Origin of the sequence: Methylophaga sp. UBA2012, assembly GCF_002335235.1 — a bacterium.
Lineage (GTDB): Bacteria > Pseudomonadota > Gammaproteobacteria > Nitrosococcales > Methylophagaceae > Methylophaga > Methylophaga thalassica.
Genome location: NZ_DDCG01000020.1, coordinates 60,575 through 73,437 on the forward strand (window position 1 = coordinate 60,575; position 12,863 = coordinate 73,437).

Here is a 12,863-nt window from a genome sequence, read left to right on the forward strand (position 1 = left end):
TTAAGATTCCTCGCTATATATGGGTTTTGCAGTGATACGCCAATCTTTTCCCACTGCACGAATATCATCAATTTCTAAAGAAAGATTCTGAGCCATCGACACCATATCAGGTAAATGAAACAGGCCGCGAGCCATATCACCCATAATTTTAGGTGCCATATAGATAATTAACTCATCAATTAAACCCGCTTTCAATAAGGCACCATTCAAAACACCACCTGCCTCAACCATTAACTCATTTATTTCTCGCTGAGCCAAAACGGCCATCAATGCATTCAAATCTATATTATTATCAGATGATGGCAGCACTAGACATTCAGCCGTATCAGCTACAGCAATATCTTTTGCGGTAATTACCAACACTTTACCTTCTTTAAGAATTTGAGCATCAGCCGGCAGTCGTGCCTCACTATCAACCACAATTTTGAGTGGTTGTCTGACTTTCTGTCCAGAAGGATACCAGTTGTCATCTGACGGTGAAAAACGCACATTCAATTGCGGATCATCCGCGAGGATTGTACCGATACCGGTCATGATGGCTGAACTGCGTGCACGTAGTTTTTGCACATCGAGTCTGGCTTTCGGTCCAGTTATCCATTTACTTTCACCAGAAGCCATCGCTGTGCGACCATCCAGACTCATTGCGACTTTACTTCTAATGTATGGTCGACCATAACGCATACGATACAAAAAACCGGGATTGAGCTTCTCAGACTCTGAACTTAACAGTTTGGTATGCACTTCGATACCAGCCTCTCTTAAACGATGTATGCCTGAACCAGACACCACCGGATTAGGATCGGTCATCGCTATAAATACACGTTTAACGCCAGCATTAACTAAGGCATCAGCACAGGGAGGAGTTCGACCGTAATGACTGCAAGGCTCAAGCGTAACGTAACAATCAGCACCTTTGGCTTTTTCACCAGCCTGATGCAATGCATTCACTTCAGCATGACCTTCGCCGGCTCGTTGATGCCAGCCTTCACCAACAATCTGGTTATCTTTGACAATGACACAGCCAACACGAGGATTAGGGTCAGTGGTATAAAGTCCGTTTTTGGCAAGCTCAATGGCTCTTGCCATATAAAATTCAGCAGAAGCCATGATTTATTCTCTCTATTTGAAACAAATAATGGTTAATGCTCATCATAACGGGACTTAGAGCGCTGATTATCATTAGGTGAAAGATATCAGTGCTGATGAACATGTTTATTTTTTATCATCCGCTTCAGATTTATTTTCCATTCGTTCAATTTCTTCACGAAAAGCATTTACATCCTGAAAACTTCGATACACAGAAGCAAAACGGACATAGGCGACTTCATCTAACTCACGAAGTGCATCCATTACCCAGTCACCGACTAAACGACTGTCGACTTCCCGTTCACCTGTCGCCCAAAGTCGACGAGTAATGGTTTTAACCGCGCTATCAACAGCATCAATACTGACAGGCCTTTTTTCCAGTGCTCGCATAAAGCCCGCTCGCAATTTATTTTCATCAAATAACTCACGAGAGCGATCACGTTTGATTAGACGAGGCAGACTTAATTCGGCTGTTTCGTATGTGGTGAAGCGCTCATTACACTCCACACACATACGACGTCGACGGATGGCATCGCCCTCCGCCGACAGTCGAGAATCAACAACTTTAGAATCATCTGCACCACAAAATGGACAGCGCATAGGGTTTCCGAAGCTTAAGCGTAAACAGGCAAGCGGTCACAAACAGCCTTAACTTTGCTCTTAACATCGTTAATGACTTGCTCACTGCCTGCCGCATCAATTACATCACACATCCAGTTTGCCAGATCACGACATTCTTCTTCTTTAAAACCACGTGTAGTCACAGCTGGTGTACCAACACGAATTCCTGATGTCACAAAAGGTGATTGTGGATCATTTGGAACCGCATTTTTATTAACAGTAATATGAGCAGCACCTAACCAGGCATCAACATCTTTACCAGTCAGACCCGCTTCAATAAAGCTGACTAAGAATAAGTGATCATCAGTACCATTTGAAACAACATCATAACCACGAGTCATAAACACGTCAGCCATCACACGTGCATTTTTAATCACTTGTTCCTGATACGTTTTAAACTCTGGCAACATCGCTTCTTTAAATGCAATGGCTTTTGCAGCGATCACATGCATTAAAGGACCACCCTGGAAGCCCGGGAATACAGCTGAGTTCAGTTTTTTCTCAATCTCAGGATTTGCTTTAGCCAGAATCAAACCACCACGTGGACCACGTAATGTTTTATGCGTTGTTGTTGTTGTGACATCGGCGATTTGCACTGGGTTAGGATATAAACCTGCAGCCACCAGACCAGCGACATGAGCCATATCGACCAACAAATAAGCGCCCACTGAATCAGCTATATCACGGAAACGCTGCCAATCCACTACACGAGAGTAAGCAGAAAAACCTGCCACAACCATTTTGGGCTGGTGCTCTTTGGCTAAACGCTCTACTTCGTCATAATCAATTTCGCCAGTTTCAGCATTTAAACCATATGAAACTGAATTATAGATTTTTCCTGAAGCACTGACTTTAGCACCATGTGTCAGGTGACCACCGTGGGCCAGACTCATACCCAAGATCGTGTCACCGGTTTGTAGCAGGGCAAGATAGACTGCCGCATTAGCCTGTGAACCAGAATGCGGCTGCACATTGGCGTAATCAGCACCAAATAACTCTTTAGCGCGTTCAATAGCAATGGCTTCTACTGTGTCAACATGTTCGCAACCACCGTAATAACGTTTGCCAGGATAACCCTCAGCATATTTATTAGTTAAAGAGGAGCCCTGAGCTTCCATTACACGAGGGCTCGTATAATTTTCAGAAGCGATCAGTTCAATATGATCTTCTTGACGTTTATCTTCCGCAGTGATTGCATTGAACACTTCATCGTCAAAGCCAGCGATGGTCATGTTTTTCTTGTACACAGTATTCCCCTGTATCTACTGTAAAATGGGACATTATTCTATCTCACAACGTCGCTGGCATCTATGGCATAGTGACAGTTTTATTCGCATAAGGATTAAATCATAGCTTATGAAAATAGGATTAATAGGAACAGGCCTGATGGGGCAAGCCTTATCACATCACTTATTAGCAGAGAATCAACCCCTGGTGGTCTTTAATCGCAGCCTGGAAAAGTGTGATGAGCTAAAAGCCAGAGGCGCTGCTGTAGCCACATCTGCGCAAGCATTAGTAGAACAGAGTGATATTTGTTTGCTTTTCTTAAGTGATGCAAAAGCCATTAGTTCGGTTCTGGATGATATTGACGATGTAGCCTTTAAAAATTGCCTGCTTATCCAAATGGGCACAATAGCCCCGGAAGAATCACGCAGTCTTGCACAGCGGGTACGAGCTACTGGCGGCCGTTATCTTGAATGTCCGGTACTAGGAAGCCTGCCAGAAGCAGGCAGTGGCAAACTCATTTTAATGGCTGCGGGTAAAAAAACGGATTACAAAGCTGCCTTACCCTTACTGGAGTTAATTGGCCATGAACCACAATATATTGGTGATATTGGTCAGGGTGCCACTGTCAAACTAGCCATGAATCAGTTAATCGCCGGATTAACAGCCAGTTTTGCCTTAAGTCTGGCCTTAGTGGAAAAAGAAGGGATTGCGACAGAGCAATTTATGAAAATTGTTCGTGATAGTGCTCTCTACGCACCAACCTTCGACAAAAAATTAAGTCGTATGATTGAGCGAGATTTCTCTGAGCCCAACTTTCCTACCAAACACCTGGCAAAAGATACGCGTCTTTTCTTGTCTGTTGCCAATGAGCTAGGTTTAGATACCAGTGCATTGAAAGGTATTGAGTTACTCTTACAAAAAGCCCTGGATATGGGACTGGACAACACCGATTACTCAGCACTGATGGCAGCTGTTTCGCCCAAGGAATCATAAAAAAAAGCCCTCGTTTGAGGGCTTTTTTTAGGCTTAAACTTCGAACAAATCTCGTCTGATAATCGTTTCTCGGCGGTCGGGGCCAGTTGAAATAATATCAATCGGCACACCGGCGAGACTCTCAACTTTTTCAATATACGCACGTGCATTTTCAGGCAAATCATCATATTGAGTGATGCCTAAAGTAGATTCTTTCCAACCCGGCATATCAATATAAACCGGTTCACAACCTTCAAATTCATCAGCACTTAAAGGCAAGATATCAACAGGTTGTCCGTCTTTCTGATATGCAACACATAGACGAATCGTTTCAATACCATCAAGCACGTCTAATTTTGTCAAACATAATCCCGTTATGCTGTTGATCCAGCTAGCGCGGTTTAGAGCAACCATGTCTAACCAACCACAACGGCGATCACGTCCAGTTGTCGCACCTTTTTCCATCCCTTTTTCAGCCAGGTATTTACCTGTTTCATCAAAAAGCTCAGATGGGAATGGGCCACCACCGACACGAGTTGCATAGGCTTTTGTAATACCCAGGACATAATCGATGTGACACGGGCCAACACCAGAACCTGTGGCACTGCCACCGGCGGTTGTATTCGAAGAGGTCACATAAGGGTATGTGCCGTGATCAATATCCAACAGAGCACCTTGTGCACCTTCAAACATGACATTGTCACCTGCTTTGTGATATTCCTGCAGCATGGCTGGGATATCAGCAATAAGCGGGATTAGTACATCACGCATTGCCAATGTTTCTTGTAGTACTTTTTCATAACTTACCGGCTCAACCTGATAGTAATTAACCAGCGAGAAATTATGAAACTCCATGACTTCCTTTAATTTCTCAGCAAAAGCTTTTTCATTCATCAAATCACCAACACGCAGACCTCGGCGACCCACTTTGTCTTCGTATGCTGGTCCAATACCTCGGCCAGTCGTACCTATCGCTGCTTTACCTAAACGTAGTTCACGTGCTTGATCAAGCGCAATGTGATAAGGCAGGATGAGAGGACAAGCAGCACTGATTTTCAATCGTTCACGAACAGGAATGCCATTTGACTCAAGCTCGTTCATTTCTTTTAAAAGAGCTTCTGGACAAACGACGACACCATTACCGATCAAACATTGAACGTTCTCACGAAGAATGCCTGACGGAATAAGGTGTAAAACCGTTTTTTTGCCATCAATTACCAAGGTATGACCTGCATTATGGCCACCTTGAAAACGAACAACAGCGGAAACATTATCCGTCAGTAAATCAACTAATTTACCTTTACCTTCATCGCCCCACTGGGAGCCAATTACAACAATATTTTTAGCCACGAGTATGTGTTCCTGTTTCAGTCACTTGCCAGTGACCATCTAGTTTTACCAATGTGTGTGTAGTTGGAGTTTCAGAACCAGGGAATTGATAGATAACCACCTTACCTGATTCACGTAATGTTTTGACAGTAGCATGAAGACTGGCATCTTCAAGCCATTGCACACCAATTGTTTCTTGATGAAGTTTTTGCGCTGGAAGCTCGGTCACCAACTTTTTCAAATCAAGACTGAAACCCGTCGCTGGTTGCGCCAAACCAAAATCTTCGCCGATATCATCATAGCGGCCTCCGGCAGCTATCGCATGTGATGAATTAGGCTTGTAGGCGGCAAAAACAACACCTGTGTGATAGTGATAGCCGCGTAACTCAGCTAAATCAAAATTAATAGCAATATCTGGAAGTCTTTGTGTCAGGGCATTTGCTATTTGCTCAAGCGTAGTTAACGCATCCTGAACTGATTGTGGTGCTTTTTTTAATACTTGTTTGGCACGTTCTAATACGGATTGATCACCATTGAGCTCAGATAATTCTTGTAACATCTGTTTTGCATCAGCATTAATGTCATAAGCCTGCAGCAATAAGTCTATTTCTGCCGACGCTTTTCGCTGTAATGCAGAAAACAATTCTTGTTCCTGACTCTCTGTTAACTGAGCAAACTCCGCTAAACCTCTATAAACACCAACATGTCCGATATCGAGTGCCATTTTTGAAACAGCGCCGGAAACATTTAATAAGGCCACCATCAGTTCGATACTTTCAATATCACTTTCAGGTCCGGCATGTCCGTATATTTCAGCACCGAGTTGGATAGGATTCCTGGCACCGTCCAATCCTGTTGGCAATGTATGTAAGACACTTCCGATGTAACATAGTCTGAGAATATCAGCTTCATTACGCAACTTATGTGCAGCAATTCTGGCAACTTGAGGGGTCATATCAGCACGAATACCCAACATTCTTCCAGACATTTGGTCTGTCAACTTGAAGGTTTGTATGTCGAGTGTTTTAGCTGTACCAGTAAGTAAAGAATCCAAATATTCTACTAGTGGTGGTACAACTAACTGGTATCCCCAACTTCGCATGAAGTCAACCAGGGTTCGGTGCATTTTCTCAAGTTGTGCCGCTTCTTGAGGCATCAGCTCATCGATACCTTCGGGTAACAGCCAACTCTCTTTGATAGTCATTATGAGTTAATTTATCCAGTACAAAAAAATCAAACCTGTAAACATACTTATCAAGCCAATAAGACGCACTTGTCTGTCGCTCATGCTTACAGTTTGTAATAACGCGCGTTTAAACATAGTTGGATTAAGAAACGGCATTATCCCTTCAATGATCAGGACTAATGCCGTTGCAATCAATAAACTATGAATGAAATCTTCGTTCACTTCTCAGGTAATTCAGCGTCGTTAAATCGCTTGAAAAAATCACCTTTCGGTTCGATAACCAACATATCATCAGTATTAAAGATATTTTTATAGGCTGATAATCGACGATAAAGAGAATAAAACTCTTCATTTTGCCCATATGCTTTCGCATAAATGTCGGTGGCTTTTGCATCACCTTCACCACGTAACTCTTCTGCCTGACGTTTAGCCTCAGCAATAATCACAGCTTGTTGGCGATCAGCATCAGAACGAATCTTCTCAGCCTCTTCGGCACCTTGAGAACGCAGTTCTTTAGCGACTCGTTCACGCTCTGCTTCCATACGTGTGTATACAGATGAGCTGACTTCAGCAGGCAAGTCGATACGTTTGATACGAACATTTGAAATCGAGATACCAAAACCTGCAGCAACGCGATTAGCTTCTTTCAGAATATCCTGAACCATGGCCACACGGTCACCAGAAACGACTTCCTGAATGGTTTTGCGACCAAACTCAGCTCTTAAGCCATCTTTGATAATTTGAGAAAGTCTAGAAGCCGCACGGTCTTCATCTCCTCCCATGGATCTAAAATACGTTGCAACATCACTTATCCGCCAAATGATGAATGAATCAACAATCACATTCTTTTTTTCACCTGTCAGATATCTGGCTGGTTGTGCATCCAATGCCATTTCACGAGCATCAAATTTGCGTACATCTGTTACAAAAGGCGTTTTAAAATGGATGCCAGGCTTAAAATCCGCCTTTTCGATTTGCCCCAGTCTCAGTAGCAGTACTTTTTGGCGTTCATCTACTACAAAGATAGATGATGAAAGCGTCACAACAACAACCGCTAATAAAATTAAAATCAATGTTAAACGGGAACTCATTTAGCGACCTCCTCTGCTACGAGCGTCATCGCTTGATGAACTTTTGTTAGAAGATGAAGTAGTTGTTGAGGTTGAAGACGGATAATTAAAACTATCCAAATCCAATTGTGTTGGATTACCACGTCGACTCATTCTATCCAGTGGTAGATACAGCACATTACTGCCACCATTTTTCACATCAACCATCACTTTTTGGCTTTTTGAGTAAACTGATTCCATCGTATCCAGATATAGCCTTTCCGAAGTGATATCCGGTGCTTTATTGTATTCGGTCATGACTTGAGTGAAACGACTCGCATCACCTTCAGCTTTTGCGATAATTTGACTCTTATATGCTTCTGCTTCTTGTACAATTCTAAATGCTCTACCACGCGCTTTTGGAAGGACATCATTTGAGTAGGCTTCCGCTTGATTTTTCTGACGTACTTCATCTTCACGCGCCTTAACAACATCAGCAAAGGCTGCTTGTACTTGTTCAGGTGGCTGTACATCCTGCATATTCACACTAGTGACTAATAATCCCATCTCATGGGCTTCCAGCATCGTTTGCAATAACTGCTCAGTGCTATTAGCAATCGCGCTTCTGCCTTCGGTTAAAACGAAGTCCATGTTAGAGCGACCTACTGTTTCACGAACAGCGCTCTCCATCATCTGACGAAGAATGACATCTGGATTTCTAACATTAAACAGGTATTTAGGTGCATCCTGAACGCGATATTGCACCGCAATTTTTAAATCAATAATATTTTCATCTTTCGTCAACATTAAAGACTCAGAATGGATAGTACCGCCACCTCGGTTTCCGCCGCTGCGATAACCAATTTCGGCAGTACGAATTTCTTCAACATTCACGACTTCAACTTTCTCAATCGGACTAGGCAAGTGCCAGTGAGGACCAGGTAATGTTGTCGTTGAATATTGTCCAAACCGCAGAACAACACCGCGCTCAGCCGGATCTACAATATAGATACCAGATGCAAGCCAGACTAATATGGCGATGACTGCAATTAATCCAAAACCGAAAAAACCACCTCGGCCTGAAGAATTATTCCCGTTGGTATTGTTTCCGTTACCACCAAAAATGCCGCCTAATTTGCGTTGCATATTTCGGATAACTTCGTCTAAATCAGGTGGCCCATCATTGCCACGATTACCCCACGGGTCTTTATCACCGTTTCCGGGTTCATTCCAAGCCATGTAGCTCTCCAAATTGATAAAACAGAGAATTTACTTCAAACAAGCCTATTTTACGGACATGGTAATGATAAGCAACCAAAACCGTATCTAAGCTTCAACATATTCTGAAAATGATTCTTCTGGGAAATATTCTTTTAGTGCTTCTCGCAGCAGTTCTAATCCTTCACCGGTTTTTGCAGATAACCAGATGCGATTAATATTTCCCTCATCATCTCTTTCAATTCGCGGTGAAATATCCTCAACATTGTCTATTTTGTTATAGACAATTAACTGCCGCACTTCATCCGCATCGATTTGTTTTAAAACTTCATTTACGTGGTGAATAAGGTCATCACGATCATTTGCACCACAATCAACTACGTGAAGCAATAACTCAGCATCATGGGTTTCTTCCAGAGTTGAGCGGAAAGACTCGACAAGATCGTGGGGTAAATCACGGATAAATCCAACCGTATCCGCCAAGATAAGGAGTTGTGTGTCGTGTAATTTAACACGACGCAGAGTAGGATCAAGCGTCGCAAATAACCTGTCATCAGCATAGACTTTTGCAGATGTTATTTTGTTAAATAGTGTCGATTTTCCAACGTTTGTGTAACCAACAAGAGAGACAACTGGTACACCTCCACGTTGGCGTGAACGGCGTCCTTGCTCACGCTGAGATTGGACTTTTCCTAATCGTTTTTTTAGTGATTTTATTCGTTGTCCTAATAAACGACGATCCGTTTCTAACTGAGTTTCACCGGGTCCACGCAAACCGATCCCGCCTTTTTGTCTTTCAAGGTGAGTCCAGCCTCGTACCAATCTTGTTGACAAGTGTTGAAGCTGAGCGAGTTCAACCTGTAACTTACCTTCATGAGAGCGAGCTCTTCGAGCAAAGATATCAAGAATTAACCCGGTACGGCCTAATACCCGACATTTTAATTGTTGCTCAAGATTACGTTCCTGACTTGGTGATAGTTCGTGATTGAAAATGACTAAGGCGGCATGAGATGCCATGACATGTTCTGCAATCTCATCAACCTTACCACTGCCAGCAAAGAACTTGGGATCAGGACGATGACGCTTACCCTGAATTATTGCAGCAATATTTGCACCTGTTGACCCAACTAATTCAATAAACTCTTGTTGAGAGTCTTCATAGTCAGGATCATTGAAATTCAGATGAACCAAGACAACAGCTTCTTTTTCTGATGAATCATCAAAAGCTGTTTGAATATCTGGCCGTTCAAACAATCAAATGCTCCTATTCTTCGTGATTAATATTAACATTGCGAGCAGGAACGATCGTTGATATAGCATGTTTATATACCATTTGATTGACTGAGTTTTTGAGTAAGATGACAAACTGATCAAACGAATCAATCTGACCTTGTAATTTAATGCCGTTAACTAAATAAATAGAAACAGGTATATTTTCTTTCCGTAAAGCGTTCAAGAAAGGATCTTGAAGAGTCTGTGCTTTTGCCATCATTCACTCCATATATTGTTATTATTTTAAACTGCCTGAATAACTCATTCTAAAAGCCTTAACAGAATCGTCAAGCATTATTCATCAACCGTGGAACCTGCTCAATAAGATATTGATTGACTTCATTAATAGGCAATCCATCACTACTATCAAACCATACGCCATCATTTTGAGCGCGTAACCATGTCAGTTGTCGTTTAGCCATCTGACGTGTAGCTACAATAGCACGGTATATAAACTCATCGTAATCGTAGTCTCCATCTAAATAAGACCACGCCTGACGATAACCGACCGCACGGATTGACGGTAAGTTCATATGACAGTCGTCGCGTCGATACAATTTCTTTACTTCATCAATAAATCCGTTAGCTACCATCTTCTGATAACGATCGGCTATTCGTTTATGAAGTACTGACCTGTCAAATGGAGAAATGATGACTTTTGTTACATTGTAAGGCAAGCCATCATGTTCGTTATGTGTTAACTCAGTTAACGTTTTACCCGTTAACTCATAAACTTCAAGTGCGCGTTGTAATCGTTGCGGATCATTAATATGTATCCGCTCAGCAGAAACAGGGTCGATTTGTTTCAATCTATCGTGCAGAGCTTCACGGCCTAGCCTCCGCATTTCAGAGTCCAGTTTTTCTCTGATCAGACTATCGGCAGGTGGCAGATCGGCAATGCCATACTGAAGCGCCCTGAAATACAGCATTGTGCCACCAACAAGTAATGGCACCTTTCCTCGTGAAGTAATTTCAGCCATAAGACGAAGTGCATCATCTCTGAACTGACCTGCAGAATAAGTCTCGGATGGCTCTATAATATCAACCAAAAAATGATGATATTTTTTTAATATCTCTGGACTTGGTTTTGCTGTCCCAATATTCATCTCTTTATAGACAAGAGCTGAGTCTACACTGATAATTTCAACTGGATATTTGTTAGCAAATTCTATAGCAAGGTCAGTTTTTCCCGCTGCAGTAGGGCCCATAATGAATATGGCAGGTGGAAGCACAGAGCGTAATTACCCCTGTTTCATAGAGTCAAAAAATTCAACATTTGTTTTTGTTGATTTAAGTCTATCCATTAAGAATTCCATTGCTTCTACCGGTTCCATTTGAGCGATAATCTTTCTGAGAATCCAAAGTTTTTGTAGATCTTCTTCGGTTGTTAGTAACTCTTCGCGGCGCGTACCTGAACGGGTAACATTAATAGCTGGATACATACGACGATCAGCCAATTTACGTTCAAGTAATACTTCCATATTACCTGTACCTTTGAACTCTTCGAAAATGACTTCATCCATACGTGAACCAGTTTCTATCAGAGCAGTAGCAATAATTGTCAGACTGCCACCCTCTTCAATATTTCTAGCGGCACCGAAAAAGCGTTTAGGTCTTTGCAGCGCATTGGCATCAACACCACCCGTCAGTACTTTACCAGACGATGGCGCTACAGTATTGTAGGCTCTTGCAAGACGTGTAATTGAATCAAGCAGAATGACTACATCGTGTTTATGTTCAACCAGACGTTTGGCTTTTTCGATAACCATTTCAGCAACTTGAACATGACGTGTTGCAGGTTCATCGAAAGTACTTGAAACCACTTCACCACGAACAGAGCGCTGCATTTCAGTCACTTCTTCTGGTCGTTCATCAATCAATAAAACAATTAAGTCACTATCGGGATAATTTGAGGCGATAGATTGTGCAATAGATTGCATAATCATAGTCTTACCCGATTTTGGTGGAGCGACGATAAGACCACGTTGTCCTTTACCCAGCGGTGATGCCAGATCGATCACACGTGCTGTGAGATCTTCAGTACTGCCGTTACCGCGCTCTAATGTGAAACGTTCGTTCGGAAATAATGGTGTTAAATTTTCAAAAGGGACTTTATTGCGGGACTTATCAGGTTTTTCGTAATTGATTTCTTCGACTTTGACGAGAGCGAAATAACGCTCGCTGTCTTTCGGTGGTCGAATCTTACCTTTAATCGTATCGCCGGTTCTTAAGTGAAAACGTCGAATCTGGCTGGGTGATACATAGACATCATCGGGACCAGCAACATAAGAATCTTCTGGTGATCTTAAAAAACCAAAACCATCAGGTAACAGTTCTAATACACCCGTAGTGATAACATCTTCACCCTGTTTAGAATGAGCTTTAACTATCGCAAATATGAGTTCTTGCTTTCGATTTCTTGCTAAGCCCTCGAGATTCATGGAGAGAGCGAGTTCCATTAATTCAGCAGCTGACTGCTTTTTCAGTTCTGTCAGATTCATGTATTACCTAAGAATGGGATTTTGATATAGAAATGCCTTGAAACACATCGATTGATGGGTTGAATTGTCTTAATTTTGGAGGGGGTTTTAAAAACTGGAACCAAGAATAACAGTAATAAACATCGACGTCTAGTTTTATATACAAATATCTACAAATATAATGTTCGACATATTAATAGATATTAACTAACTACATTTAAAAACAACAAATACCGGCCATGTAATGTTTTAAGACAGAATATCCAACTCCTTTGAATTAGGTTCTTGTAATGGTTTCGTACCGTTATAAAGTGACCTACTTTGACCGAGCCCAGTTATGAGCTCAGCTCTGCAGACACCTTCGATCTCAACTTTTGTTCCAGATAAATATGTCACAGGGTGTGTTGCCCAGCACAGGCAGGT

13 protein-coding genes are annotated in these 12,863 nt (G+C 42.2%); 1 reads left to right on the plus strand and 12 read right to left on the minus strand.

The genetic code is table 11. The annotated features are described in order from the left end of the window. From ribD to glyA, 3 genes are all read right to left on the minus strand, one after another. Positions 1-1,107, minus strand: a complete 1,107-nt coding sequence (gene ribD / locus B2248_RS14675) for a bifunctional diaminohydroxyphosphoribosylaminopyrimidine deaminase/5-amino-6-(5-phosphoribosylamino)uracil reductase RibD (RefSeq protein ID WP_273179555.1) — start codon at positions 1,105-1,107, stop codon at positions 1-3. Between the two features lie 105 nt (positions 1,108-1,212). Next, positions 1,213-1,686 (minus strand): transcriptional regulator NrdR, encoded by a 474-nt coding sequence (gene nrdR, locus B2248_RS14680; RefSeq protein WP_007144710.1) that lies wholly within the window; start codon positions 1,684-1,686, stop codon positions 1,213-1,215. A 14-nt stretch (positions 1,687-1,700) separates the two neighbouring features. Next, complete coding sequence (glyA, locus tag B2248_RS14685) at positions 1,701-2,954, minus strand: serine hydroxymethyltransferase (protein WP_040576175.1); 1,254 nt, start codon at positions 2,952-2,954, stop codon at positions 1,701-1,703. Positions 2,955-3,063: 109 nt separating this feature from the next. Here glyA and B2248_RS14690 point away from each other — a divergent pair, with 109 nt between their 5' ends. Next, positions 3,064-3,927 carry an NAD(P)-dependent oxidoreductase gene (locus B2248_RS14690; protein ID WP_273179557.1) on the plus strand — a complete coding sequence of 288 codons (864 nt, stop codon included), beginning with the start codon at positions 3,064-3,066 and terminating at the stop codon, positions 3,925-3,927. A gap of 33 nt (positions 3,928-3,960) precedes the next feature. Here B2248_RS14690 and B2248_RS14695 read toward each other — a convergent pair whose 3' ends face one another. The 9 genes from B2248_RS14695 to rho form a co-directional block, all read right to left on the minus strand. Then, entirely contained in the window at positions 3,961-5,256 is a 1,296-nt protein-coding gene (locus tag B2248_RS14695; protein WP_273179560.1) for an adenylosuccinate synthase, read from the minus strand. Continuing rightward, entirely contained in the window at positions 5,249-6,439 is a 1,191-nt protein-coding gene (locus B2248_RS14700) for an ATP phosphoribosyltransferase regulatory subunit (protein ID WP_273179562.1), read from the minus strand. The genes B2248_RS14695 and B2248_RS14700 overlap by 8 nt, the downstream gene beginning before the upstream one ends. Before the next feature lie 6 nt (positions 6,440-6,445). Beyond that, positions 6,446-6,643, minus strand: a complete 198-nt coding sequence (locus tag B2248_RS14705; RefSeq protein WP_273179564.1) for a DUF2065 domain-containing protein — start codon at positions 6,641-6,643, stop codon at positions 6,446-6,448. After that, positions 6,640-7,512, minus strand: coding sequence for a protease modulator HflC (hflC, locus tag B2248_RS14710; protein WP_273179566.1), 873 nt, complete (start codon positions 7,510-7,512; stop codon positions 6,640-6,642). Before hflC ends, B2248_RS14705 begins: the two co-directional genes overlap by 4 nt. Next, positions 7,513-8,709, minus strand: coding sequence for an FtsH protease activity modulator HflK (gene hflK, locus B2248_RS14715; protein WP_273179568.1), 1,197 nt, complete (start codon positions 8,707-8,709; stop codon positions 7,513-7,515). It abuts the gene before it with no gap. Between the two features lie 87 nt (positions 8,710-8,796). After that, the gene (gene hflX / locus B2248_RS14720; protein ID WP_273179571.1) at positions 8,797-9,942 is read right to left on the minus strand and encodes a ribosome rescue GTPase HflX; all 1,146 of its coding nucleotides are present in this window, start codon (positions 9,940-9,942) and stop codon (positions 8,797-8,799) included. A gap of 10 nt (positions 9,943-9,952) precedes the next feature. Continuing rightward, complete coding sequence (hfq, locus tag B2248_RS14725) at positions 9,953-10,177, minus strand: RNA chaperone Hfq (protein ID WP_007144701.1); 225 nt, start codon at positions 10,175-10,177, stop codon at positions 9,953-9,955. 70 nt (positions 10,178-10,247) lie between these two features. Then, positions 10,248-11,192, minus strand: a complete 945-nt coding sequence (gene miaA / locus B2248_RS14730) for a tRNA (adenosine(37)-N6)-dimethylallyltransferase MiaA (protein WP_273179574.1) — start codon at positions 11,190-11,192, stop codon at positions 10,248-10,250. Positions 11,193-11,201: 9 nt separating this feature from the next. Then, positions 11,202-12,461: a transcription termination factor Rho gene (gene rho, locus B2248_RS14735; RefSeq protein ID WP_007144699.1), complete on the minus strand. Its 1,260-nt coding sequence runs from the start codon at positions 12,459-12,461 to the stop codon at positions 11,202-11,204. Between the last annotated feature and the right edge of the window lie 402 nt (positions 12,462-12,863).

Bases quoted from the DNA above. Each gene is read 5' to 3' on its own strand.
- B2248_RS14700 (WP_273179562.1), bottom strand. From the start codon at position 6,439: ATGACTATCAAAGAGAGTTGGCTGTTACCCGAAGGTATCGATGAGCTG.
- hflK (WP_273179568.1), bottom strand. From the start codon at position 8,709: ATGGCTTGGAATGAACCCGGAAACGGTGATAAAGACCCGTGGGGTAAT.
- hflC (WP_273179566.1), bottom strand. From the start codon at position 7,512: ATGAGTTCCCGTTTAACATTGATTTTAATTTTATTAGCGGTTGTTGTT.
- nrdR (WP_007144710.1), bottom strand. From the start codon at position 1,686: ATGCGCTGTCCATTTTGTGGTGCAGATGATTCTAAAGTTGTTGATTCT.
- B2248_RS14690 (WP_273179557.1), top strand. From the start codon at position 3,064: ATGAAAATAGGATTAATAGGAACAGGCCTGATGGGGCAAGCCTTATCA.
- hfq (WP_007144701.1), bottom strand. From the start codon at position 10,177: ATGGCAAAAGCACAGACTCTTCAAGATCCTTTCTTGAACGCTTTACGG.
- ribD (WP_273179555.1), bottom strand. From the start codon at position 1,107: ATGGCTTCTGCTGAATTTTATATGGCAAGAGCCATTGAGCTTGCCAAA.
- rho (WP_007144699.1), bottom strand. From the start codon at position 12,461: ATGAATCTGACAGAACTGAAAAAGCAGTCAGCTGCTGAATTAATGGAA.